Below are 24,154 nucleotides of genomic sequence, written 5' to 3'. Positions count from 1 at the left end.
TGCATTATTCCTTAGGGATTAATTTAAGAAGTTCTGCTTTTGTTGCTGACGGCTTGTAACCAATATTTTTACTAGCCAAATACTCTTTTAATTGATCATTTGACCAGTTTTCAAAATCATTAGCTGCCGTTTCTGTAGCTGGGTTTTCTGCCGATTTTCCAGCTTCCAATTCAACAATACGTGCTTGCATTGCGGGAATATCGTTTTTAAAAGCTTCAAATTCAGTTTTTATACCGACCACTTGAGCTTCAGCATCTTTGAGAGCTTTATCTGCTAAGACTGCTGCATCTTTTAATCGTGAATTCTCAGATAACAACTCTGACTGGTTGCTGCCGGCCTGCTCTAAGATGGCAATTTTCTGCTTAAGCTGAGTGTTTTCTTCAACTACCTTTTCACACTCAGCTTTTGCATCATCAATCACAGTTTGAAGTTCAGGGGTGACTCCTACCTCGACATTTACCGTGGCCAAAGTCGTTTTTTGTGGCTCTTCCAACTTACGAACTTCAACTGGAATATCCAAAGCTTCATAGTCATTTTGGATTTTTGGATAGTCACCATAAATGATTACTTCTTCAGCACTACGATTTGGATATTCATAATAGTCAGGGTTTGCAACAGTCCCGACTTCTAAAGCTGCTGCTGCGGCAATTCGCGTATAGATTAATTTCATGATGCTTTTCTCTTAATAATAAAAAAGAGGGCTTAATAGCCCTCCAATAAAATTAGATGTTTAAAGTATTAAGGAGTACCAGACAAATCTAACAATGTACCAGCCGTCATTTTGTTGCTGGTCGCATGTTTCAGCCAGTTTGAACTTGAACCCAGTAAAGAAAGATCAGGATTAATGCCTTTGGTTGTATCCCAGCTATAACCAAGAATATCTAGGTTAAATGTACCTTCAGCACGCATACCAATACCCAAGTTTTCTTCATCATTAATGTCATATGCTCGGAAACCTGGTACTTGTGATTCGGTGACAGTAACGGCTCCCATTTGCAAACCAAATGCATCATCATCACCTACGGCATCAGTAACCAATACCGGCTTACCTAAGGTACCCGGTAAACCACCATAGATAACGATTTCAGATTCGCCATAAATCTGCTTAGTGATTGCATCATCTACGATATCGAAGTAGGTGTCAGAGTTCATTACCCATAAACTAATACGGCCAAACTTATCGCCAAACTTACGCATACCGCGTGTTAATGCTTTACGTCCATCCACAGCGATACTGCCTTTTGCAACCATATCAATGTTGCTAGAAATAGCGGCTTTTAATGAGGCTAAGCTGTACTGTAAACGTCCTGCAACTAAAGCATCTGCTAAATCATAACCAAGGATCATTGCGAACTCTTCAGGTGTGCGAGCACGGCGCTTAAATGCTTCTTCAGTAGAAGCATAAGGACCATATTTATATGGGATTTTCACACCTACAGACTCACCAGAACCAATTTTCTCAGGAACCACTTTGGCCGTTGAATTCACATCACGATGTTTGATACTACCACCAACTTTATAGAAAGCTTCTTTATTGAAATCACCTTCAATAATTTCGTTACGGTAGATAATTGCTCCGTTTGAAGCTTGGTTAAAGACATTCAAATTGTCTTGCAAACGCTCTAAATAAGCAGTTTGAGCCAATTGGTTGTAGATGATCATGTCGCTATTAACAGTTGTAGTCATAACTGCTTATCTCCAAAATATTTAATGATTAGTTCGGTAGTTTTAAGAAGGATTCTTGGCCATGTTCTTTGATGTAATCGGCTCTTTGAGATACTGACATCTCGCTGCGCTTCATACCTGCAGGTGCTCCACCTTTGCCCCCACTTTGGAAACCACCGCCATTTCCTTTACCACCTTTAAGGATTAAGTCTTTATGCTGGTATCCGCCAACCAAGGACTCTAAAGCTTCATCAACATTTGCAAGTTCACCAGGGCGAACACGTGAATAAATCTTTTCGCCATTCGGATCATATGCAACCACCTTGCCCTCTTCGATTTTGAAGTGATTACCAAAGGTTGCCTGAACCATATCAACTGGAACCGCAATGTTGTCTTGAATGTACTTAGAACGAGCAAAACCACCGCCGATAAGTTCTTTATGTAAAGAGGCTTCTAGAGCATCACGTTGCGCAACAATCGGGGCATATTTTTCCTCAACTGCTTTGATAGCTTCAGCTTTAACTTTCTCAACTTCACCGGCATCCACCAGCTTTTTATCGTCGAGATTTTGGATTGTTTGTAATGCCTTTTTAGCTGCCGCTGGGTCTTCGATTCCATCAAAAGCTTTTAATGCTTTTTCGGCTGCTTCTTTGGCTTCACGATGTGTTTTAGCTTCATTGTTTAAGCGTGCAATTGTTGCTACCGAGTGTGGTGCATCATGTGGCATTTCTTTGCCGTCATCATGAATATAGATCGGCTTATCACCGTCTACTTCCGCATAAACTTTACCGTCGATTGTTACTGTTTTAAGTTTCATTGGTCATCCAACCTATATATACAAAATGGGCATCCGCCCGGATTCGCCGTTAGCATCCGCTTTCGGCAGGCAATAAAAAAGCGCCCTTTAGGACGCTTCATTTCTATAAATGATTATTTACTTAAAGCTTGGCGTACAAATGCATCTTTTGCTTCAAGTAGCTTTCTTAATCCTGTGGATTTTTCAGGCCCGTCAGGAAGTTGCTCATCCATTTGCCGAGCTAAATCACCAATTGGCTTACTAACTTGCTGCAAATGTTCAGGTAAATGTTCATATTGGAAATATTGGATAATAGGGCTTGGCATTTTCTTCTCGCAAAAAAAGCACCCGAAGGTGCTATGGTTAAAAATTAAGTTCTATTTGATGAGTGCAATTGCTTTTAATCTTTCAAAAGTAAAACCATAAATTGCCATGGCTTGAAACCTTAATTTGAAGAAATGGCACCAGAATTCATTTTGTGCTCAGAATATATTGAGCATCTGACATATTGATTTGCTTTTCAGGCATTTGTAGTACCTTTCGCTACGTTTCCTTTGCACCCCAAACCTTTTGTCTAGGTTCATCACCAACTAAGCGGATGCCTTGAGGACCACCTACATCAAATGTTGCCGTGATAGTCGCTGGACCCTCAAAAACACTACAATTCATTTTTACAGCGGTTAATCCAGCTAATGGAATACCTGTTTCCTCGTCACAAAGAGCAAGATGAGGAGATTTATCTGAAACTCTTTTAAGTACCAAATGTCTAACTTTTGATTCACTCATAAGCCAAACTCCATAAATGACAAAAGCGCCATTTGGGCGCTTATATAGGTGAAAATTGTGTCTTAAGTGAGTTTAGAATTACCTGTAATCGGCAATAATTACTCACAGTTAAATCCAGTTCCAACAAGGTCTTTTTTCAAATTTGAAACGAGATTTTGTTGTTCCTGCTGTTGTCCACTAAGATAATTTTTATCTAGAGTCTCTGCACCATCAATAGATTTATAAAGCTCTTTAGATTCCTCTAAATTGTCTTTTAAAAACGTGGTGAGGTTTAGTTTCGCCTGGGCAGCTCTACATAAATTATTTTTAGCTTCTAAATCTTGAGTAGCCTGTTTTACTTGACCAGTTGTAGGATCAAAAGAATATGCATTTGCCATTGCTGACTCCAAAGCTTCAGACAATCGATCATATTCTTTAAGATATTTTTGACTTGGTTCAGCTAAACAAGTGATGGAAATTAGGGTTAGACATACAAAAGCTATTGTTTTCATATTGTATAAATTCTGATGTTTTAAAAAATATAACATAAGAAAAATTACAGACCCAACTTTTTAAAAGCTTTTTCATCCAACTTTCTCAAATCATCTAAGCTATAGAAACGGCCTTCAGGATCAAAGAACTTTTCAAAATCAAATTTTCCTTCCTTATAGAGCTTGTAACGCTTCGGCCCTAGCCACTCTTTTTGAAAGAAATCATCTGTCTTTTTAAAGAATTCTTTAAAAGTGGTATTGGCATCTAACTGTCCTATTAACTGGCTTCGCTCTTCTTTGGGGATGTCTTTAACTCTACGTTCGTCCATTACAAATGGCCGTTCGCCAACAAGTTGACCGTCCTTCTCGACCGGAACCAAGATACTGCGACAGTTAGGATGTAACGGCGGCACTCGCTTTGCCGGATCATTTATTTCCCACACTGAACCATCTAATGAAGCGCAAAGCTTAGAAGTTCGTCCATCTAAAACGCTAACAAATCGGACATATTCAAAGCCAATTTGGTTGAAGCTATTTAGATAGGCTTGATTAGCTACATGACTTCGCACAGTTCTTACCGTTCGCTCAATATCAGTTTTGGTACCATTTAAGATCCCATCTTCATAGTTAAGCCGTTTGGTACCACGAATACGCTGAACAATTTCTTGGTTAGTTTTGCCTGAATTAATACCATCTCGAATTGCATACTCAACCTTTTGACGGGCACTTTCAGCAATTCTTGAAAGCAGATCATCGACAAGAGCGCCACCTGCCAACGGAACTTTTTTAGCGGATAAAAATAGTTTTTCCCCATCAGGCTTATTAATTTTTGCTCCATAGAGCTTAGCTACGTAATTGGCCTCATAAACAGCCAAAGCTGTAGCAGAGACGGCGAATGCTTCAGGCAAGCTGGTATTTACACTAGCAAACCACTGGGCAATTAAATCTTTAATTTCCCTGAGATTTGAAGTTGTATATTTACCACCTGCTAAAGCAACTTTCTCCGACTCATTAAGCTCATCCAATAAATCCCGAAGCTTAGATAACATCTTGCTCGTATCATCATTGAATAAAGCCAATAACTCATTTACCGTTTTTGATGAAGCACGATAAAGATAGGCCTGGTGCTGAGTGAGTGCTTCAAATAGTTTTTTGATATCTGTTGCCATCTCACTCTACCTTTTGATTTAAAGTCCCATCTTGCTCTGCTTCAACATTCTGAAGCTCTTCTTCATATTTTTGTTTAGGGAACATACCTGTTTGGTTGTATTCCCACCATGATTTAAATGAAGATCGGCCTTGTAGAGCTGCTTCAAATAACTGTCGAGCTAACTCAGCTAAATAACCCTGTTTGTTAAATTCTTGACTGATTTCGAACATCAAATCATCTTTAGTTAGAACATCCACATTAGGCGTTACAAACTTAGCAGCCCATCGTAATGCTGCTGACAAGCCTTCATTCATATTAACGACACAGAGCGAAAGAACTGAATGCTGAACGGCGTCATCACTATTTGCCTCTGTAGCAGTCTTTTTGCTTCCAGAACCCTTCTCGATTAAACGTGCCCCCATCTCCTTCATTTTTTCCCACTTGTCTTTCATGGCTTCCCGGGCAAGCGTATTAGGATCAGCTTGAACAATACCTAGACCACCATTTTCAGGTAAAGGCAAAAGTACTTTCGCTCCAATGTAGATGCCACGTTTCTTGGCTTGGTCATACCACTCCCAATTAACACCCTTCGCATAGTATTGAGGTTGCCCCATATAAAAAACGGACTCTTGAAAGTCCGCACTGTCTCTGTAATGGGCTAAATTGAGATTAGCCAAAGGAAGTAATGGTGGCTTTTTAATCTCTTCTGAATTATCAATTGCACCTACAAATGTAAAAGGTATATAGGTCCAGAAATTCCCGTTGTAATCTGTTGGAAACTTCTTCTCTCCGCCAACCCAGTTACCCTTTTCACCCTTTGTGTACACCTGAACGGAATAAATATATTCCCCATTTCCCTCTTGCTCTAAACGAAGTACACGATATTGCTCTTGTTCGGTTTTACTAAATCCATCAGCACCGCGCTCAGACCTAAATTCACGGATAACTACGAGACAAAGTTTTTTCTGGTTATCGACCATTACTGAATCCCAATTCACTACATCTATGGCATTCAATAAATGAATCATTGGATAGGCTTTTTGCGCTTTAAATTCCGCTAGATTACGAGCTGGTGGCACATCAGGATAATCAACATATAAAGCGCAACGATAATGCTTCAATAAGTGGCGAATTCCATTTTGAGCCAATTGATAAGTACTTAAACCGGCTCCATTCGCATTACGTTCTAAATGAGCAAGGTCGGGAGGAAATTTAAAACTTGGATCTGTTGCAAAAGCTGCTCCAACTAAACTATTTGATGTAGTCCCTGTTACTTCATAAAAGACTGCACGAGTAAGATAAGCCTCATAAGCGCTTTTATTTGCAGGTGACTTATCATGTGCATTTGGCATCGGCAAATATTTTTCACCTTTAGCCTTAACTGCATCTTCACCTTCACAAACATCATCAAGTTTTTGCCAGTATGGCAAGTTTTTAACATATTCAGCATGTTGAAAAGTTACATCACTCATCGAGCAAATCCCATATCAGCGAAGAAGGTTTCAAATCCTTCATGTAATTCATTAAAAGCGTCAGATCCACCATCTACCTGATCGTCATTTGTTCCATTAGGGAAATTCCGAAGTTCTTCAATAAAGGCTTTGTTCCAATCACCTTTAAGCATTCGAACATTCCCAACATTTACTTGAGCGGCAAAAGGCTGTGCCCGAGTGATCTTGTCACCCGATACTGGTTTTGCAACCACATGGTAGCCACTGAGAAGTTTTGTAAATGCCAGAGCTTGAGATTTCCCTGCTTGACCAGGGTCCTGAGGAATTCGAACAGTTACGTTTTTTCCGTCAAGCTCAGTGGTTTGCTTTAAGCGTTTATTTACATTGTCAGGGCCAAGCTGTCCTCTTGTAACATCGACAATGTAAGTAAAACCATCTGCACCAAGAGCTTCTCTAACACCTGCAGTAAAGTCGCCTTCATTCTCAGTAGCACCAAAGTCCCAAGCCCTTACTTGCTTCACTACATCAGCAGGTAAAGCATCCACAATTTCAATATTGTCAGGCTTAAAAAAACCGCCTGCTGGCGGTGATGGCATTTGACGATATTGCCCGGCAAAAACATACGGAGCAGCTTGCTCCATTTGCTTCAACTTTTGGATATTGTGTTTTGCTGGCCACAGTGCGGATCCGTCTTCCTGAATAGCTGAAAGACATAGATGCTCCCACACTTCACCGTTACCACCAGCTACAGGAACGCCGTCTTTTCTATCACCTAGCAACCATCCAGCTAAATCATCTTCATGAAGTCGCTGCATAATCACAATGATCGGCGTATCTGGCGAGTTAGTACGCGATTCGAGTGTGTTCTGAAACCAATCAATTACCCCTTCTCGAATAGTTTTTGATGAAGCTTCATGTGCTTTGTGCGGGTCATCAATAATAATGCAGCCGCCAAAGCCTTTACGAAGTTTTCCTGCACCAAAACCGGTAATCGTGCCGCCTGTACCAGTCGCATAGCAGACACCACCTTGGGAAGTTCTCCAGAAGTCTTTAGCCTTACTATCATCACGCAATGTAAGCTCGGGAAAGACTTTTCTATACGCCTCTTCTTGCACAAGGGTTCGTATTTGGAAGGCATTATTTGCGGCAAGCATTGCCGAGTAACTGATATGAATAAACTCACAGTCTGGATTCTTACCAAAACACCAAGCCATGAAATTAATTACAGCAATTTCAGTTTTAGAATATCGTGGTGGAACGTTAATAATTAACCGCTTTATCTCTCCGCGATAAACTTTCATTAAAGCTTCGCAGATTTCTAAGTGGTGCCAATTTTGCATCCATTTATAACCACGGCGCTCCTTAAACATGTACCTTGTGAAGAAATATAAATCTTCTTGCGCCTCGATTCGGATGGCTTTATCCCGAGCCGCATCAGTACTCATCTAAGACTTCCCTCCGCGCTTTTAAGTAATCTTCCATTGGAACTGGAATTTCAGAATTAACTGTTTGGACTGGTCCGCCGTCTTTGCCTGTAATTTCTTGGCGATTAGTAAATTGACCACCAATATCTTTAGCGGCTTGTTCAAGAATTTTTAAGGCTGTTTTGACGTTTCTAGTCTTCTCAAGCTGTCTTTGGTATTGCTTCAGTCGGTAATACTTGTTAGCAATAGGAATATCAATTAAGCCTTTATCAAACTCATCTCTGGTTTTTTCAAATAGTTCGACATACTTTTTGCTTAAGTTTTTACCAGCAACTTTTGTAGGGTCATAAGTTGCAACTTGAACACGATCTATATCAACGCCAAACTCTTGTTTTACGAGTTCAGCCACTTCTTGAGGTGTATCACGACAAGCAAGAGACTGAACTATAAAGATTTTCACAGGCTCTTTTAGTGTCGCCATAACTTCCTCATCGTATAACTACGTATAACAAAATGGGCAAAAAAAAGAGCCATTTGGCTCAATTGATTACACAGTTTCCGCAGCATTTTGAAATATCAAGATTCGAAACAAACGGCGGATTTTTTGCGACTTCAATAAGTCGCTTAACATTTTTGCTTGGTCCATAACGTTTAACTACGCCAATAAACTCTTCAACGTCATGACCTGCAAGATAGTGCTTAGGAAGACCAGAACTATCGCTATAAACAATTTCTCCGTTCTCGTCTCTCATCACTCCAATGTGGTAAAGCTCATGTTCAAGTAAGTAACAGAACTCTGTATCGTTTGCACGCTCACAGAAAGAAGCGTCGACAGTTATTAAGTATGTTGGCACAAAGCCGAACCAGTCGCGCATCTGTTGCTCTTGTCTAGCTTTACGCCAGCCACCAACATTGAACATGACTTTTTCGCACTGGCCTAATACCATAGCTTGCTTGCTTTTATATGCAGAAGAGGCCCAAGCAAATGCTAAAAATTCTTCATTATCGTGAAGCAGCTCAGCTATGTGATCGTGATCGGGGTTATAAAGAGGCCCACCTATCGTTAAGTAGTTGGCCACAACCCATTTTTTTAGATCTGGTGCCGGTGTTAGTCTAATTGCTTCTTCTTCATCTGCTTGATCAATAAAATCAGTCGGTGGAAATGGTCTTATTTGCTCCATCTTCAATTCTCGCTAATTCACTTTTTATCCAGTTGATGACATATCCCGACAAAATAGAATCTGGATGAAAGCGCTCTATTTTATAACCCATCTCTTCAGCTTGATCATATCGATCAAGACTCCATGCTTTATTTGCCAGCTTTCCACCACGTCCACCAGACCAGGGCCCACCCTCAATTTCAATGAGCAAACGCAATTTCACAATATGAAAATCAAAGCGCCAGTGTTTGGTATGGATCGGTTGAAACTTACTTTCAAAACCAATCGCCAAATCCTCAAGCTCTTCCTTAAGTGTTGCCTCAGCCTCGAGATATTTTTGCTTCGCCTTAGGCAATGGTCTACTTTTGGGTTTGGTTTTAGGTTCTTTTTTTCTTGTAAGCCAAAAATAATCTTTACCATCCATGCCCTAGCCCCTTAAAAGAAGCCCTCAGGCTTGTTGTTGAGCCGTGCAATTAATTTGTTTTGCTTTGCTATGGCTAAAAAAAATCGCTCATCTAATTGAGCGATCTGTTCTGTAGATAATCCTTTCGTTGTACAGCTTCCCAAATGATTTAGATCTACTTGAAGCTGTCTTATCTCTCGCGTGATTTTTTGAAACTCAGTCATAAACACTCCAAGTAGGCAATAAAAAACCCACCGATTGGTGGGCTTCATTTGTTTGAACTATTATTTAAGATAGATATGGGTATTTTTCAGCGAGATACTTGTTAGCGATTTTAGTTGTTTCTGAATAAGAAATTTCAGCACAAAGCCAAAAACGATATGTATTTTCACCAACTTTATAACTCTGGCGGTTATATGTTGATTGCTTACTAGGATCTATTTCACTTGCTTCAAAATATGTACCTTCACGGTTATTAACAATTTCACCGTCTAAATCACCGCCAATACAAATATACATTGAGCTAATCCATAAAATTATGAATGGCAGCTTAACACATAAAATAAAAAGCCCCGCCAATAATCGATATTTAGCGGGGCCCTTTTGTGCCGTAATACGTCCGGCAAAAAGAGAGGTGTGCTTATAAAACACCTCTCACGAGATTAAAAAAAACTTATGTGCGTTTATTCCACTGGCGAATAGCATAATTAACCACCGATCTTTCTTCATAAGCAGTGTTGTAATGAAAATTTTCATCCCAAGCGATCATTGCCCAAGCACTAGGACCTTTTGAACCACAATCATGACACCAGGTGAAAGCATCCCACGTTGTCGAGCCGTCTTCATCTGGTTTTCCATAATATGAAGAATCAGTACAAATTGAATCAGATCCGCAAAATGGGCAATTCAAAGGTTTTTCATCTGGCTGTAATTCTGGTTTTTCTTGATCAGCATGCCAAGTATTGCCCATTTTCTATGCTCCAGATTAAGAAGCCCAGCTATCCAAAATAAATAACTGGGCTGAAGTTTCTTTTCAAGGCTACTGATGTGTTAAGGGTTCGCCAATCCGCAAGTAAATACTCACCTATTTAGGAGGTCAAACCAAGGGTAGTGTTTATGTTTCAAAACTCCGCACCCTATCTATCAATTCATTGACCAGATGAGATGCCTATTAACTTAAAATCCCCTAATAGGTAGGGACAGAAAATCAAAAAGCCCATCGGATGATGAGCTTTAAATAATGCTAGTGCTTCTGACTACACAAATGCACTGTGCCAGAAATATAAAATAGGCGTTTAAACGAGTTAGTCCTTAAATTCGTAAATTATTAAAGCAGAATATTTGGGGTGTTGATCTGTAGGATGACAATGGCTTACTGAAATTAGATTAAAGTCCTTTAATTCATTCCCTAAAAGTGCGAACCAATTATTTAGTAAGGATGTCAATTCTTCCATTGTAGTTGCATATACTGCTTCTGCTTTTCTCATGGTCACACCATTGTTAGATAGTTAAATTTACCAAGACTATAGAATCTAGCACAACCAACCATGATGTTCACTTGACTTTTAGTTTGATTAGTTAGGAACTAAGTTTTTCATTGGTCAATAAAAAAGCCCACCTTTTAGTGAGCTTTTAAAATCTTTCTGGCGATTACTTTACATTTCGCCCATTTTAGAAATCTTTATACTCAAGTGTATACCCAACTGTCAAGCACAAGTTTCTTGAGTATCAGGAAGTTCAAAACGAAATGAACGAGAAATACGCGATCTAATTTCATTTTCCCATTCTGCAACAATAGATTCTCCAAATAACTCAAACTTCTGATAGCTTTTTATATATGCAGTCTTGGTGGCAACAATACCTGCAATTTTCATTTTTTCATTTAACGTATATGGTCGCTTACCAGTACCATTACATTTTTCACAAAACCTTGCCCCATCAGGAAAACCCTTTGAATTAAAAGTTTCAAGTTTTCCTATTCCTTGGCATGCACCACACATAGCCTTAACAAAAACATGGCCACGCAAGATAATCTCAGCCATTCCTTTTGCCAGATTAGTAAGATCACCTTGAGCATTAGTAGGTGTAAATTTTCTCTTTACCATTTCTTCATGAATCTTTACCGCTAATTTATTTCGCGCTCGGAAGAAATTACCAGATTTAATCTCACCGCGAACGAATTCAACCTTGCCGGGTATATCTTCAATACGGCGCTCTGTTTCAAAGTTAAAATCATACTTACTATAAAAAGTTTCTGTTTGCTTTTGAGCTGGGGTAATAATTGCAATTCGTTCAAAATCTACCTTTTCAACTAAAACCGTTGCCCAAAGTTTTGCAGCTGGTGATAACAGCGCTAATTCACCTAAAACTACATCTTTAGAAATTTTCTTCCCTTCAGCTTTGCCTTGAGCAATAGCAAGGCGAAGTAACTCAATAAAATCAAACTTTTCAACTAACATAATCGCCTTCCTATTTACCCTTCATTAATATTTCAATTTGCTGTATTGCCATGCCTGACTTAACTTGCTCTGTGCTGAACCGTAAAACTGTAAAACCCATGATTGCTGCGGAGTTGTATTTCTCCATATCCCCTATATAGCCCTTGCCTCTTGTGTGACGGCCTCCGCTCCAGATCCCGCCTTCTACCTCAATCAAAATCTTTGTACCCGTTATTAAAAAATCTGCTCTCCATTTACGTGTTGGATGGAATTTGTATTCCTGTTCAAAGCCAATCTTGTGTGTTTTTAAGTGCTGTACAAGCGTTGCCTCGCCTTCACTCACAACTCGTTCTTTTTTTACTGAAGCACGGCGCTTAGGTTTGCTCCGTGGTTTTGCATAAAGACGTTTGTAATCAGCAAGGCTCATTGATGACATCAAGCACCACCTTTCAGCAAATGTTCCAACTGATTAACAAAGCGGTTATAAATTCGCGTTTTATCCAGATCACCAAAAAGGCTTGAAGCATGAGCATCGTGTTTATATTTTTGAACTAGGTTTTCAATTGAACTTCTTAGCTCATCTAAATTCGCTTGTTGTTCTTTTTGAATCTCCCAAGCCCACTTTCCAGATTTACCCTCAAACTCACTCATGGCTGGCTCCTTTGTAATTCTCAAAGAAAAACTTCACAGGCTCAGATTTAATTTCAATCAGTCCAAAACGAAGTAAATGACGAGCATGTGTGCTATCGCGTAGTAACTGAACATCTCGATAATGTGTGAGCATCTTCCGCCATCCTTCCAAAGGCATTGATGACTTGTTTGTATTGCAAGGGACACAAGCCGGATTCATATTTTCTAATGTGTCGTTTTGTGGTCTAGTCATTTCGCCCGAAATCAACTTACCTCCACCAACATGAATCAAATCTCGCTTCACTGCCTCGATATGATCTGCATGCCATTTGTCACCTAGTAACTCACCACAGTAAGCACAATGACCGCCAAATTTTTGCTTAAGCGCATCACGTTGTTGCTTAGTTAGTTTCATGACTGCCCCCTTTCTCATATAGCTTTTTACGAGCCAACCACCACAAAACAACCGCACCGCAAAGACATGCTGTGAAAAATGAAATGAGCAATCCCCACGCTAAAATCTCGAATTTATTCATACGTTCGCCCCATCAATTAACTGCTGAATATTTCGTGGGATTGGCATACCTTCACGGCGGCACATCTCCGCATATTCATGTGGATTGTCAAAAGGATCTGGCCCTATCTCTTGATTAATCTCAGGCTCTTTTTCCTTTGCTTGTAGCTTTTGCACGGGTGAAGGTTTACGCCCATTGATTTTTAGGCGGTCCATTAGGGATTTAAGATGCTTTTGTGCTTCGTCATTGCTTACTGGTGCGTGTTCAGGCTCTTTATGCTCTAGTTGTAGCGGCGGTGTATAAAACTCTTGCTGACGGCCTTTTAATTGCGCTTTAGCAACCATTACGTTGTAAGTACCAAAGAAATTATCTTGAGCTGCTCTCATTTGACCCGCTTCGATCAAATACATAACTTCGTCTAATGCATACTTTGTGATTTGGGTAATGATCACCGTACGGTCTGCTGTGAACTTGCAAGCTCGTGACCAAGCTTCCTCCGGAGACATCCAACTTTCACCGATACACCATGTACGGAACTCAGCGAATGAAGGCATGAAACGACCACCAGCTGTAAGCAATCGACCAAGTGCGTTGTTAAATTGATTTTGCTGAACGCCAACAAGTGTTTTCAGTGCGATCTGCTCAACTACCGACAAAGGAATTGCGCTTTCACCTGATACAGGGAATTGCTTGTTGAACTGAGCAGCGTAAACAGTTCGAAGAGATGCGATTAATTGGCGCACTTCGTTCAAGGTAATCTCATGCATGACCGACCTCCTCAATCATTGGAAACTTTTTTGCTGGGGTTACATCCACAATTTGAGACTCGTTTTGTTCTTCAAAAAGATTTGCGAAGTAACCAGACTCTTGTGTTTTTTGGCCAGCAGTAGTGATTTGCTCTTGCTTCTTGCGGTTAGCAGCAACTTGTTTCTCGTTGTTTTGTACCCAAGAAAACCACTTGACCAACCAAAGGCTTGGTGTATTCACAGAACTTGACTCGTTTGCAAAGTACCAGTCACCGAAGTTTTGAATCATGGTTCTTAAATCAATTTCTGGTACGGAAACAAAACGCTGTTTAGCAAGCGAGATAAAATCGTATTGAAACGTGCTGTACTCAGAAACGAATTCACGCATTGAGTAACGCTTATGATCTTCACCCTGATACTGAGCAAATTGAATTGGAGGTAATTGCGAATTTTCTTTACGCGCATTGCTACTACTATCAATATATGGTTCTTGGTTTATGGTTACTGGTTTATGGTTATTGGTTGGTTGCACGCCCGTTTGTTCTTCGTTTAACGGGTTTTCAACGACCGTTGAATTTTCGTTAGACGATTGATCATCTTTTGATGAACCACTGTTGGACGAACCTTTCTTTTTTGCTGCACGTTTTGCAGCAGACGCTTTACCAGCCTCACTCGCCTGTTTCTTTTTACCGTGGAATTCAGCAATTTCACGCTCACAACGGTTATTACGATATTCACCGTCTACAAGTGTAAAAAACTCATCAAGAACGTATTTAAGTGCTTCTTTCTGATCTTCAGTCGTACATTGCAAACGGCGCGCTAGACGACCAATGCTAGAAGCATCAATCGCCTTTTCAGTGTCGTAATACATGTCTAATAAGTCGCGGTAAATCGCTCGCTCAATTAAACTGAGGTGGCGAGTCGCGTTGTTAAAGTCACCAATATGGTGTTGGTAATAATTCATAGCTCACCACCTAAATATTCATATGCGCTTGTAGCCACGATTGAAACTTGTCCGTTTCCAATGGCTTTAAGTCGGTCCACCCGATTGGCCACCCCATCAGCCACTCGACCCAGTTCGGGTTCAATCGCCCACCATTCCCACCCTCTGGTGAAACTGCTGTATTGAGACGGATCTGACGACCCTTCGCTTTGCGTTCGGCTAAAGACTCGTTGCTCCACTTGTTTGCATCGCTCGCAGTTGGTGTCGGAAAATTTATGACCGCACCCGGTAAGCCGTTTCTCGGATGAGGACTTACATTTCCGCGCTTGTTCCAATCGGATGCTTTTGGGGTTGGCCACATCTTTACCGTTGATTCCAGACAGGGGCTTTTCCTGTTCCGCTCCGAACGGCAATCCATTCTCTTGGCATCTGATGCTTTGGGTGTTGGCCAACGTTCGGGAGTTTTTATTTGCTGAGCAAGTGAAATGCCTGTCATATTTGCCGTTATTTTCCCTCCTCGTGTTGAGTCGCTCGCTGCGGGAGTAGCCCACAATCCAGAGTCGGTCACGGATATGGGGCGCTCCAAAGTTAGATGCTGAAAAACGTGCCCATTGCGCGTCATACCCCATTTTGGCAAGGTCACTGATGACTCTTGTAAGTCCTCTGGAAACAAGCATTGGTGAGTTTTCCACGAACACGTATCTAGGTCGTACTTCACCGACAATTCGTGCCATTTCTGCCCAAAGCCCGGAACGTTCACCTTCGATTCCTGCACCTTTTCCTGCGGATGAGATGTCTTGGCATGGAAAGCCGCCAGATATAACGTCAACAATTCCTCTCCATGGTTTTCCGTCAAAAGTTGTAATGTCAGACCAAATTGGGAAAGCTTCGAGAATTCCATCATTCTGTCGTTGCGCCAGAACTTGTGCGGCGTAGGCATCACGTTCAACTGCGCACACTGTTCGCCATCCCAAGAGATAAGATGCGAGTATTCCTCCACCAGCGCCTGCGAAAAGAGCCAACTCATTCATTTAGACTCCTCTACTTTTAACTGAATATAAGAACTACCCAAATAACGGATCCGACCAGCACGACCAAGGCTTTTGATAATTTCCTCTGCATGGTTATAGGTAATACGATGTTGACGGACTAAAGTTTCTTTAAAGTCATCTCGCTTTACAGCTGCATTTTTAGTATCAGCTTTGATGCGCTCTAGGTTCTCTTCACACTTTTTGATTAATGCTTTAAGTGTGTGGAGAGCCGGTTCAAACCAGCTCTGGATTATTTGCTGTTGATTTGATAGATTAGTTTGCATATTCGATTCCTCTAGCAAGTAATTGAATTGACTAGCCTGATGGACCAGATCAGGCTTTTTCTTTCTTTACCTTTGAAATATAAGTTGCGGCTTCTGATTTCAGTGCTTCACGAAGTTGACGAATATGGTTTTCCATTTCTTCTAAGATTTCTTCGGTATCTGCTAATTCCGCTGGTGTTACTACCCCATCCTCTAAAACCTTATGGACCTGCTGATTAGCTTGGCCATTGTTTATGTTTATATGCAGCAACGTTTCAACAATGCTTACTTCATGTGCTTTTTCATCGGCTTGATTTGCTGGAACTAATACAAATCCAAGCATGTGCGCCCACGCCTTAACTAATGCAGGGTTACGGGTAAACTGAATCATCGCTTCAAGCTTTTTTATACTTGGATAGTGAGTTTCCATATTTGGATTTGCATAATTAAGAACGCTCTTGTACGAGTCTCCTAATACATTCGCAATCGATTGAGGAGTGATTCCCTGAGATTGATGAATCATCTTATAAATTGCTGTTTTAGCCTCTTGGCTCAAATTAATTTCACTCATATGTGAATCCTTATTTAAATTTCACGTATACGCACAGATGTCGAATAGTGAGAATTAGTTCACAGGTTACTCATCGAACTCTTTAAGAGAGGGACAAAGTTCTGCGGCTTTAAAAATTCCATTCGTTACCCGTTCTGCACGCTTAGCTACGATTGGGGACATTAGGTTTTTACCTTTTACCCATGCATTTACAGATGGCTGAGAGACTAGAAGAACTAAAGCTGTTTTTGTTTGCCCGCCCAAGTGGTCAACAAGTTTTTCGTAGAGTGCGATAAGTTTGCTTTTCATAACTATCAGGCTCCTATATTGATAGCTAATTTATAGTTATACCTATCACATGTCAATAGGTATACCTTTTTGAAGTTTTATAGTTGAGCCTATAAAATTCAATTCCAAACAAATTAAGGTTTTTGTTATGTCTGATTTGGCAACTCGACTCAAAGAAGCTCGTACTAAAGCTGGTAAAAGTCAGTATGAAGTAGCTGAAGCAGTTGGTATTAAACAACCCACATATCAAGCCTTAGAAAGCGGTAAGAGCTTGAAGTCTGCTTTCCTTCCACTGATTGCAAACTACTTAGGTGTAGATGCGTATTGGCTAACAACTGGAAAAACTGAAGATGGTTTTTCTGAAGATGATTTTGTAAAACCTACAGTGGCTCACAAAGGAAGAGACAATTACATTTGGATAGACGTAGTGGAAGCTAATTTTTCATGTGGACCAGGTGAATCTATTGAATTTCATTTTGATGCAATCAATGGAGCAATCCCTTTCCCACCTTCATTTTTTAAAGAAAAACGTGTCACTGAAGATTGCATGCGAATCATCAAAGCTAAAGGCGATAGCATGATGGATTACATCAAAGATGGAGATCTGGTCGGTATTGATATTTCTCAAACAGAAGTTATTGATGGTGAAATATATGCTGTTTACTTCGCGGGTGAAGGAATGTTGAAGCAAATATTTAAAGAAGCTGATGGGTCTCTTATCCTTCATAGCCTTAACGAAAAGTTTAGAGACAGAAAAGTAACCGAAGAAAATGGTAAAAACTTTAAGGTAATGGGCCGTCAATTTTGGCGAGCTGGTTAATAAATTCACCTATAGAAACATTTTTATACATTTGCCCACCTATATGGTGGGCTTTTTATTTATAGATTTACCTATCAATTTGGAAATTTACACCTATCATTTTATAGTTATACCTATTGACACCAATAATAGATAAAACTATATTTATCTCGTAGACAACAAAAAAGCACACCGACCGCTAAATCTGATGTGCTTTGCAAACTGCGAGATCATTATGAATGCAAAAGTAATTCCACACAAGCATAAGGTAACAGGCGTTACAGCAATTGCTGTTCTTGTAGCCCTTGGATCTTGTGAATATAAAAGCGCTAATTCTAGCGTTCCTTCTAATTATTCTTATGAAAGCAAACAAGTAGTTGCTTCTGAATATGAACTTTTAGCTGCTAAAAAAACTGGTGAACATTCAGGCGAAGGCGTAATACGCATTGACGGCTTTAAGTTAAATGTCACTTTTGATTATGAAGGCGTTCCTGATAGCTACGGTGTAGCCGGATCTGACTTTACAGCAGCTGAAATTACAAACTTGGCTATAGAGTCAGTAACGGATCTACGAGGCAAGCCTTGGAATGACTTCACCAATCACGATGACCATAAAAATATAAATATTTTATTGGTTGGCTACATCGACCGTAATAAATGGTTGGAGGCAGCCTAATGAAAAATTATAACTGCCCTACTTGCAAGAAGATGATTCCTGTTGATCGTTCAGAAATCAAAGCAGGTGATGAAGTTTCATTTTGCAAAGTATCCCAAACGTCTAAGTCTGCTCGTTTCTCTTCAAGAGAAGGGGTTGTTGAATGCCGAGAAGGTGATGTTGTTTTAGTTAAATATCGAAAAGAAATTATTCCTTTAAATATTAAGGATGTTTCACCATCTAATGCACCTAGTCCACTTACCTATGCCTTTGTTGGCACATGTGAATGTAAGGAGGCTTAATCATGACTAACTTCAAAAAGCATCCTGACGGTTATAAGTCCTATTTAGGTCGTGACAACACAGGCATTTACTCTGTTCGTATTGGTTGGCAAGTATTTGCGTCAAATGCAAACGGCACAGTTCTGTACAAAATCATCAAAGAAGTTAAAACGCCTCTAGATGTTGAAAAGTTCAAAACTGAATATCCGAACGTTTGGGAAGTACTCACCCAAGAAATCCGATTTCAGCGCTCTAAGCAACTAGCTAAAGATCTAGGTGGTTCACACATCCCTTCACCTGACCGTAAAGCTTACAAGCAAAAACGCGGCTTCACTGGTAGTAGATAGGAGCAAAAATATTATGGCTTTAAACATTATTCGACCTTCTCAGCCAATCTTAGTAAATGCCATTAAAGTTTACTTCTATGGCGACCCAGGTATGCATAAAACCACCTTGGGTATGACTGCTGATAAACCTCTTATTATCGATGCTGACAAAGGTGCTTACCGTACTGGGGCAAATCGCCGTGGTGATGTGGTAGTAGCTGAAACATGGCTTGATATAGCCAATATCACAGAGAACGACTTAGCTCCATACAATACAGTTGTTTTCGATACTATCGGCCGTGTCCTTGATCTGATTAAAGCTCATCTAGCCAGCAATCAAAAAAACACTAAAAGTGATGGTTCATTAAAGCTGAACGTTCAAGGTGTTGCCAACAACATGTTTAGTTTATTCGTCAATAAACTAATTGGATTTGGCAAAGATGTCATTTTCATTGCTCATGCTACTGAAGATAAAAACGACACTTTGACTTTAGTACGCCCAGATCTAGGCGGCAAAAACCGCCAAGAGATTTACCGCCTAGCTGATGCTATGGCCTATCTTGCTGAAGAAACTGATGCAAAAGGTAATACCAACAAAGTACTTAAGTTCAAAGGTGGCGAAGGTTTTCATACTAAAGATTCTGGTGCTCTAGGAAACATTATTGTTCCTGATCTACGCAAACCAGAGAACGCTAACTTTATGGCTAATTTAATCCAACGTACTAAGGACCATTTAAACACCCTTACCCCTGAGCAGCAGGCAACTATGAAATTGCAGCAAGAATGGGAGCAATGGAATAAAGCATGTGAAGAGGCGCACTACCCTTCTGATTTCAATGCATTGCTAGAAACATTAGATCAAAACCATCCACATATTAAAAACATGTGGGAATGCATGAAGCACTACGCAACTAACCTTGGATTCACATACAACAAAGAAAAAAGGAAGTGGCTGGAACTGGAAGTTTTACCTTCAACCATTTCGGAAGAACAGCGTGACGAACTTCAGAACTTTATTGCTGAACGTGGCCTCGATGTAAAAACAGTGTGTGAACACCTCGGCATTGATGCTCTTATTCAATTAGAGGCAGCAAAACTTACGGCAGTTAAACAAGAGATTGAAACATTGGCTAAAACTGGGATGACAGCATGAAAATACTTAATAAAGTTGAGGCCAAACTTGCTTGGGCCAATGGTGAATTACTCTTAGTAAATAATACAGAGCGCAATGGCTGGGAACTTTTTAACCCTTATGATTTTGGTTTTGATGTATTTGATAAATTTGAATTTCAAATTAAACCTAGAACTATTTTTATAGGTGAGTTTGAAGTACCAGAGCCATTAAAGGAATCCCCAGAAAAGGGTTCTACTTGCTCTTATCCAAGCCCAACTGTTGAATTAGGTGTACAGCAGTTTAAGTGGAATGGTTCTAAAGGACAATTGCGCATGCTCCAGCATGGCCAAGTTCACTCTAGTTTTGATAATGCATTTGCTCATTGCTGCGCGATTATCAAAGTCAGTGGTGGTGAGTTAGCTGAAGATATGCTGAAACTTCTGAATAAGCCAACTAAAGAAGTCGAAGAAGAAAAGCCATCAGAAAATGATGTTGAAAAGGCACAAACAACTGAGCCGGTTATCGAATCAGAAACCGCTGATTCAGAATATAAAAAGAATCTTGATACCCTGCTGCTACGAGTTAAAGACTCCAAAACACCAGACGAAGTAAATGCAGTTTATCGCTATACCCGTACTTGGTCTGATAAACAAATGGAACCTTTGCTTCTTGCAACTCACAAACGACTTGAACAGTTAGAAAAAGAAAAGGCTCCTTCGGGTGAACCGCCTTCTCTAATGGTTCAGATCCAAAACGCACCAGATCTTACTACCTTGGATGCACTTGAAATTGATGTGGCTGCACGAGATCCACAGATTCAACCGAAGCTTATGGGGTATGTGAGAAAACGCCGCTTCGAGTTAGAGAATCCCACTTCTACAGCACCTCAAGAGAATGAACCTGATTATCTGTTAGGAGACAACTTCTAATATGAAAGACCAATTCAAGAAAGTGAATAACAAGCACTTACTTGGTTTTACTAACTACTTGCACTTGCTGGGCTTTGTAATAGTCCAGCAGGGAGTAAACCAAGCAATGCTTTTAACGAAACATTATGCCGTACCTGTAGCTTGGCGCCGCATAACTATCGACTACAACAACCGTTTAAATAAACCCGCCCAGCAGCTTTATAAAGAGTTTGTTGAGTGGACCAAAGAAGAATATTTGAGGGCTTAAAAATGGATATGGAATTATATAAATCAGTTGTAGATTTCGTTAGGAATCATAACAAAGCTAGCACGTCACATATTCAACGTGCATTTAACCTCAGTTATAACCGTGCCGTTCCACTCATGGATAAATTAGAAGAAGACTATGTAATTAGTCCAATGTCAGCAAATGGCAAACGTGAAGTTTATCCAGAAATTGTAGCTGAGCTCCAGCAACAAATTAAAGCTCTAACTGCCGATTTAAAAGAGTCACAAAGTGATTTTGCTTATGCATATAAATCTGTCACCAGCTGGACTGAACGTGCATATAAACAACGTGAAAAAGTTGAATTGATTAAGAATGAGGTTGAGCGATTCAAGCAATCAGGATCCCCTTCAGACCTAAATCAATTTTTAAGTAATTTAATTCAGTTGGCCACATTTAAAAATGACAATGAATTTACAGATTTTGTCTTATTCCCAAAAGTAGCTACAAAAGAATTAAACGAAATATTAGGAATGCAATGTTTTCAATTTATTCGCACTGCTCAGATCTATAGAGAACTTGGATTTGAGATAAAGAAAAGAGCGGAAAATGAACAAGCATTCTTTTTATTTAAGTTTCTGCATTTAGCACTAGTACATGGTGATAAGTATTTAGATGTATTTAATGCAGAAACTCGAAAGCTAATTGAAGCAAGCAAATCGGGAGCTGTTAATGAGTAAATCAACATTGTGGGCGGTTGCAATGCGACCTGAAGGTTACAGCCCTTTTAAACAAACACCAGCAGCTTCTAAAGAGATAGCTGAGAGAGCTGTAGAGCGTTATAGAAAAATGCATGAAAAAGAAGGCAACAACTTTTTCTTAGAAATTTTCGATGATGTGATCAAAGTCCAGAAATGGCACGGCACCCGTAAGGATCATATTAAAAAACTATTTTATGTAGAAAGCTGGTTTAGCCAAGCAATGTATCAATGCTTTGATTTAAAGACAGCTGAACGTGTTTTCAAATTTGATGAAATTGTGAATTGCTACAAGAAAGGTTCTGCTCCCCTTGTAACCAAAAGCTTTGAAGAAGCAAAACAATTTTACGGATCTGGAGCTGAACAATGAGCATAACTCTTAATGGTCACCAATTAAAAAGCCTTCTTGATTTTGTTAATCCAGACGGTGAAAAAGATTTAGAGCAACTTGAAACTGAACTAACTATTAAATTCTTTGAAGATGGACACAGTGGCAAAGGCTATTACTTTTGGATGACCGAATATCCTGAAGAAGGTGCGATGAAGCTAGATATTGAATCGGGAGCTGAGGGATGAAAAGGCTAAACGCAATAGAAATAGCAGCTGCTGCCTGCGGCTTAGTTAGCAATGTAAGTTGTACCGAAATTTCACAAGAAGCTCTCGAAAAAGCTATGGTACAAGTCGAAGTCTGGAACATTATTCGAGCAGCCAAAGAGATTTGGTATGACAACGGGATGATCAACCGCTTTGAACCAGAAGAAGAAAAGGTAACTCTACTTGTTCAATGGTTATCTAGCTTAGACAAAGTTTTGATTGGCGATATGGAAGCAGAGTTGTCTAAATTAAACGATGATGATCTTCATACTCTATGTTGTGGTGAAGAATCTGAACAAGATCGAATCGGTTCCAAAGAAGTAAATGAATTTCTTTGCCGCATTTTTGATGAAGAGTACGAAGTTAAAGCGGAAAATGAGGAGAAATAAATGTCTTGGTATTCGTTAAGGCAACTAGCCAAAGAACTCGGTATGGCTCCAAATACATTTAAAAAATATTATTTGGAGGGACTGTTCTAAATTTTGTGTAAGTACTTAATTTTCATTTATCCTTCAGAGGATAATTACAAAAGGTACTTCACATGGATGAAGCAACAATCAAAAGTATGGCTGCCGAATTGGCTAAAGGTCTAAAAACACCAGAAGACTTAAACCAAATGACAGCAGTCTTTAAAAAATTCATGATTGAAACTGCACTCAATACTGAACTTTCAGACCATCTCGGTTATGAAAAGCATCAGCCCAAGAAAGGCTCAAATAGCCGTAATGGGTTTAGTTCTAAAACCATTACAACTCAAGATGGACAACTGGCTTTAGATATTCCCCGTGATCGAGAAGGTTCATTTGAGCCACAAATTATCAAAAAGCACCAAACACGCATCACCAGTATGGATGACCAAATCCTCTCACTGTATGCAAAAGGAATGACTAATAGGGAAATTGTAGCCTTCTTCAAAGAAATGTACGATGCCGATGTGTCAGCATCTCTCATCAGCAAAGTTACCGATGCTGTGATTGAGCAAGTGACTGAGTGGCAAAATAGAGCCTTAGATAGCCTTTATCCTGTTGTCTATCTTGACTGTATTGTTGTCAAAGTCCGTCAGCACTCCAATGTGATTAACAAGTCCGTATACCTTGCTTTAGGCATCAATATGGATGGGCAAAAAGAATTACTGGGTATGTGGATTGCTCAGACAGAAGGTGCCAAATTCTGGCTGTCAGTCATGACAGAGCTAAAAAATCGAGGAGTACAGGACATTCTTGTTGCCTGTGTAGATGGATTAAAAGGCTTCCCTGACGCGATAGCCTCTGTTTACCCTCATACTGATATTCAACTGTGTATCGTGCATGTTGTACGCAATAGCCTGAGATTTGTAAGCTGGAAAGACTACAAAGCTGTTACGTCGGGTCTGAAAGCGATTTATCAGGCAAGTACAGAGGAAAATGCTTTAAAATCCCTAGACATCTTCTGTGATCAATGGAATCACCAGTATCCCAAAATTGGAGAATCCTGGCGGGCCAATTGGGAAAATATCCGAACGATCTTTAGCTATCCAGCCGAAATACGTCATGCAATTTATACAACAAATGCGATTGAGTCGTTGAATAGCGTAATACGCCATTCAACGAAGAAAAGGAAAATCTTTTCATCTGATGACTCAGTAAAGAAGGTCATTTACTTAGCAACATCAAATGCTGCGAAGAAATGGACGATGCCAATTCAAAATTGGCGTTTAGCAATGAATTGGTTTACGATTCAGTTCGATGATCGATTAAAAGATCATTTATAAAAAATGGAACTTACACAAAATAATTTACAGGCTC

General features: G+C 39.9%; 39 protein-coding genes. 12 read left to right on the top strand and 27 right to left on the bottom strand.

Going from position 1 to position 24,154, the window contains the following annotated elements:
• Positions 1-4 precede the first annotated feature (4 nt).
• The 27 genes from MKL33_RS09195 to MKL33_RS09065 form a co-directional block, all read right to left on the bottom strand.
• Complete coding sequence (locus tag MKL33_RS09195; RefSeq protein WP_270906849.1) at positions 5-670, bottom strand: Ish1 domain-containing protein; 666 nt, start codon at positions 668-670, stop codon at positions 5-7.
• A 68-nt stretch (positions 671-738) separates the two neighbouring features.
• Positions 739-1,686, bottom strand: a complete 948-nt coding sequence (locus MKL33_RS09190; protein WP_270906848.1) for a major capsid protein — start codon at positions 1,684-1,686, stop codon at positions 739-741.
• Between the two features lie 28 nt (positions 1,687-1,714).
• On the bottom strand, positions 1,715-2,482 hold the full coding sequence (locus MKL33_RS09185; RefSeq protein ID WP_270906847.1) for a DUF6651 domain-containing protein: 768 nt from the start codon (positions 2,480-2,482) through the stop codon (positions 1,715-1,717).
• A 113-nt stretch (positions 2,483-2,595) separates the two neighbouring features.
• Positions 2,596-2,787, bottom strand: a complete 192-nt coding sequence (locus MKL33_RS09180) for a hypothetical protein (protein WP_001139861.1) — start codon at positions 2,785-2,787, stop codon at positions 2,596-2,598.
• A gap of 217 nt (positions 2,788-3,004) precedes the next feature.
• The gene (locus MKL33_RS09175) at positions 3,005-3,247 is read right to left on the bottom strand and encodes a hypothetical protein (RefSeq protein ID WP_270906846.1); all 243 of its coding nucleotides are present in this window, start codon (positions 3,245-3,247) and stop codon (positions 3,005-3,007) included.
• A 98-nt stretch (positions 3,248-3,345) separates the two neighbouring features.
• A complete protein-coding gene (locus MKL33_RS09170; RefSeq protein ID WP_005135095.1) occupies positions 3,346-3,774 on the bottom strand; it encodes a hypothetical protein in 429 nt (142 codons plus the stop codon).
• 8 nt (positions 3,775-3,782) lie between these two features.
• Positions 3,783-4,886 (bottom strand): minor capsid protein, encoded by a 1,104-nt coding sequence (locus MKL33_RS09165; protein ID WP_005135094.1) that lies wholly within the window; start codon positions 4,884-4,886, stop codon positions 3,783-3,785.
• Between the two features lies 1 nt (position 4,887).
• Positions 4,888-6,339, bottom strand: coding sequence for a DUF4055 domain-containing protein (locus MKL33_RS09160; protein WP_005135092.1), 1,452 nt, complete (start codon positions 6,337-6,339; stop codon positions 4,888-4,890).
• The gene (gene terL / locus MKL33_RS09155) at positions 6,336-7,763 is read right to left on the bottom strand and encodes a phage terminase large subunit (RefSeq protein WP_005135090.1); all 1,428 of its coding nucleotides are present in this window, start codon (positions 7,761-7,763) and stop codon (positions 6,336-6,338) included. The genes MKL33_RS09160 and terL overlap by 4 nt, the downstream gene beginning before the upstream one ends.
• Positions 7,753-8,223, bottom strand: coding sequence for a DUF2280 domain-containing protein (locus MKL33_RS09150; protein ID WP_000212566.1), 471 nt, complete (start codon positions 8,221-8,223; stop codon positions 7,753-7,755). Before MKL33_RS09150 ends, terL begins: the two co-directional genes overlap by 11 nt.
• Positions 8,224-8,281: 58 nt before the next feature.
• Entirely contained in the window at positions 8,282-8,923 is a 642-nt protein-coding gene (locus MKL33_RS09145) for a putative metallopeptidase (protein ID WP_270906845.1), read from the bottom strand.
• Positions 8,892-9,326, bottom strand: coding sequence for a hypothetical protein (locus MKL33_RS09140; RefSeq protein ID WP_024436009.1), 435 nt, complete (start codon positions 9,324-9,326; stop codon positions 8,892-8,894). Before MKL33_RS09140 ends, MKL33_RS09145 begins: the two co-directional genes overlap by 32 nt.
• 11 nt (positions 9,327-9,337) lie before the next feature.
• Positions 9,338-9,529, bottom strand: coding sequence for a hypothetical protein (locus tag MKL33_RS09135; RefSeq protein ID WP_002053042.1), 192 nt, complete (start codon positions 9,527-9,529; stop codon positions 9,338-9,340).
• Positions 9,530-9,593: 64 nt separating this feature from the next.
• Positions 9,594-9,824, bottom strand: a complete 231-nt coding sequence (locus MKL33_RS09130) for a hypothetical protein (protein ID WP_024436008.1) — start codon at positions 9,822-9,824, stop codon at positions 9,594-9,596.
• Between the two features lie 154 nt (positions 9,825-9,978).
• A complete protein-coding gene (locus tag MKL33_RS09125) occupies positions 9,979-10,275 on the bottom strand; it encodes a Lar family restriction alleviation protein (protein ID WP_270906844.1) in 297 nt (98 codons plus the stop codon).
• 334 nt (positions 10,276-10,609) lie between these two features.
• Positions 10,610-10,792, bottom strand: a complete 183-nt coding sequence (locus MKL33_RS09120) for a hypothetical protein (protein ID WP_270906843.1) — start codon at positions 10,790-10,792, stop codon at positions 10,610-10,612.
• 219 nt (positions 10,793-11,011) lie between these two features.
• Positions 11,012-11,764, bottom strand: coding sequence for a hypothetical protein (locus tag MKL33_RS09115; protein WP_270906842.1), 753 nt, complete (start codon positions 11,762-11,764; stop codon positions 11,012-11,014).
• A gap of 10 nt (positions 11,765-11,774) precedes the next feature.
• Positions 11,775-12,179, bottom strand: a complete 405-nt coding sequence (locus MKL33_RS09110; RefSeq protein ID WP_270906841.1) for a DUF559 domain-containing protein — start codon at positions 12,177-12,179, stop codon at positions 11,775-11,777.
• A complete protein-coding gene (locus MKL33_RS09105; RefSeq protein WP_270906840.1) occupies positions 12,179-12,394 on the bottom strand; it encodes a hypothetical protein in 216 nt (71 codons plus the stop codon). The genes MKL33_RS09110 and MKL33_RS09105 overlap by 1 nt, the downstream gene beginning before the upstream one ends.
• On the bottom strand, positions 12,387-12,788 hold the full coding sequence (locus tag MKL33_RS09100; RefSeq protein WP_270906839.1) for an HNH endonuclease: 402 nt from the start codon (positions 12,786-12,788) through the stop codon (positions 12,387-12,389). The genes MKL33_RS09105 and MKL33_RS09100 overlap by 8 nt, the downstream gene beginning before the upstream one ends.
• A complete protein-coding gene (locus tag MKL33_RS09095; RefSeq protein WP_270906838.1) occupies positions 12,775-12,909 on the bottom strand; it encodes a putative phage replication protein in 135 nt (44 codons plus the stop codon). The genes MKL33_RS09100 and MKL33_RS09095 overlap by 14 nt, the downstream gene beginning before the upstream one ends.
• Entirely contained in the window at positions 12,906-13,655 is a 750-nt protein-coding gene (locus MKL33_RS09090) for a hypothetical protein (protein ID WP_270906837.1), read from the bottom strand. Before MKL33_RS09090 ends, MKL33_RS09095 begins: the two co-directional genes overlap by 4 nt.
• Positions 13,648-14,598, bottom strand: coding sequence for a YdaU family protein (locus tag MKL33_RS09085; RefSeq protein ID WP_270906836.1), 951 nt, complete (start codon positions 14,596-14,598; stop codon positions 13,648-13,650). The genes MKL33_RS09090 and MKL33_RS09085 overlap by 8 nt, the downstream gene beginning before the upstream one ends.
• Positions 14,595-15,608, bottom strand: a complete 1,014-nt coding sequence (locus MKL33_RS09080; protein WP_270906835.1) for a DNA cytosine methyltransferase — start codon at positions 15,606-15,608, stop codon at positions 14,595-14,597. Before MKL33_RS09080 ends, MKL33_RS09085 begins: the two co-directional genes overlap by 4 nt.
• On the bottom strand, positions 15,605-15,892 hold the full coding sequence (locus MKL33_RS09075; protein ID WP_270906834.1) for a hypothetical protein: 288 nt from the start codon (positions 15,890-15,892) through the stop codon (positions 15,605-15,607). Before MKL33_RS09075 ends, MKL33_RS09080 begins: the two co-directional genes overlap by 4 nt.
• 49 nt (positions 15,893-15,941) lie before the next feature.
• The gene (locus MKL33_RS09070) at positions 15,942-16,442 is read right to left on the bottom strand and encodes a phage regulatory CII family protein (RefSeq protein ID WP_032037570.1); all 501 of its coding nucleotides are present in this window, start codon (positions 16,440-16,442) and stop codon (positions 15,942-15,944) included.
• 66 nt (positions 16,443-16,508) lie between these two features.
• A complete protein-coding gene (locus MKL33_RS09065) occupies positions 16,509-16,730 on the bottom strand; it encodes a YdaS family helix-turn-helix protein (protein ID WP_032037573.1) in 222 nt (73 codons plus the stop codon).
• A 127-nt stretch (positions 16,731-16,857) separates the two neighbouring features.
• Here MKL33_RS09065 and MKL33_RS09060 point away from each other — a divergent pair, with 127 nt between their 5' ends.
• The 12 genes from MKL33_RS09060 to MKL33_RS09005 all read left to right on the top strand — a co-directional run bounded on the left by MKL33_RS09060 (position 16,858) and on the right by MKL33_RS09005 (position 24,120).
• Positions 16,858-17,529, top strand: a complete 672-nt coding sequence (locus tag MKL33_RS09060; RefSeq protein ID WP_032037576.1) for an XRE family transcriptional regulator — start codon at positions 16,858-16,860, stop codon at positions 17,527-17,529.
• A gap of 214 nt (positions 17,530-17,743) precedes the next feature.
• A complete protein-coding gene (locus MKL33_RS09055; RefSeq protein WP_032037579.1) occupies positions 17,744-18,184 on the top strand; it encodes a hypothetical protein in 441 nt (146 codons plus the stop codon).
• A complete protein-coding gene (locus tag MKL33_RS09050) occupies positions 18,184-18,465 on the top strand; it encodes a hypothetical protein (RefSeq protein WP_032037582.1) in 282 nt (93 codons plus the stop codon). Before MKL33_RS09055 ends, MKL33_RS09050 begins: the two co-directional genes overlap by 1 nt.
• Before the next feature lie 2 nt (positions 18,466-18,467).
• Positions 18,468-18,791, top strand: coding sequence for a hypothetical protein (locus MKL33_RS09045; RefSeq protein ID WP_270906833.1), 324 nt, complete (start codon positions 18,468-18,470; stop codon positions 18,789-18,791).
• 13 nt (positions 18,792-18,804) lie between these two features.
• Positions 18,805-19,923: an ATP-binding protein gene (locus tag MKL33_RS09040; RefSeq protein WP_270906832.1), complete on the top strand. Its 1,119-nt coding sequence runs from the start codon at positions 18,805-18,807 to the stop codon at positions 19,921-19,923.
• A complete protein-coding gene (locus MKL33_RS09035; RefSeq protein ID WP_270906831.1) occupies positions 19,920-20,813 on the top strand; it encodes a hypothetical protein in 894 nt (297 codons plus the stop codon). The genes MKL33_RS09040 and MKL33_RS09035 overlap by 4 nt, the downstream gene beginning before the upstream one ends.
• A gap of 1 nt (position 20,814) precedes the next feature.
• A complete protein-coding gene (locus MKL33_RS09030) occupies positions 20,815-21,060 on the top strand; it encodes a hypothetical protein (RefSeq protein ID WP_016803399.1) in 246 nt (81 codons plus the stop codon).
• 2 nt (positions 21,061-21,062) lie between these two features.
• A complete protein-coding gene (locus MKL33_RS09025) occupies positions 21,063-21,758 on the top strand; it encodes a DNA translocase FtsK (RefSeq protein WP_270906830.1) in 696 nt (231 codons plus the stop codon).
• A complete protein-coding gene (locus MKL33_RS09020) occupies positions 21,751-22,146 on the top strand; it encodes a hypothetical protein (RefSeq protein ID WP_270906829.1) in 396 nt (131 codons plus the stop codon). Before MKL33_RS09025 ends, MKL33_RS09020 begins: the two co-directional genes overlap by 8 nt.
• The gene (locus tag MKL33_RS09015) at positions 22,143-22,352 is read left to right on the top strand and encodes a hypothetical protein (RefSeq protein ID WP_019767539.1); all 210 of its coding nucleotides are present in this window, start codon (positions 22,143-22,145) and stop codon (positions 22,350-22,352) included. The genes MKL33_RS09020 and MKL33_RS09015 overlap by 4 nt, the downstream gene beginning before the upstream one ends.
• Positions 22,349-22,759 (top strand): hypothetical protein, encoded by a 411-nt coding sequence (locus MKL33_RS09010; RefSeq protein ID WP_270906828.1) that lies wholly within the window; start codon positions 22,349-22,351, stop codon positions 22,757-22,759. Before MKL33_RS09015 ends, MKL33_RS09010 begins: the two co-directional genes overlap by 4 nt.
• A gap of 152 nt (positions 22,760-22,911) precedes the next feature.
• Positions 22,912-24,120 (top strand): IS256-like element ISAba26 family transposase, encoded by a 1,209-nt coding sequence (locus MKL33_RS09005; protein ID WP_000343018.1) that lies wholly within the window; start codon positions 22,912-22,914, stop codon positions 24,118-24,120.
• The last annotated feature ends 34 nt before the right edge of the window (positions 24,121-24,154 follow it).

It is taken from the genome of Acinetobacter sp. AOR43_HL, from assembly GCF_027854635.1.
Lineage (GTDB): Bacteria > Pseudomonadota > Gammaproteobacteria > Pseudomonadales > Moraxellaceae > Acinetobacter > Acinetobacter pittii.
The sequence above is the reverse complement of the archived record's forward strand: the minus strand, read 5'-3'. Positions and strand labels throughout refer to the sequence as shown.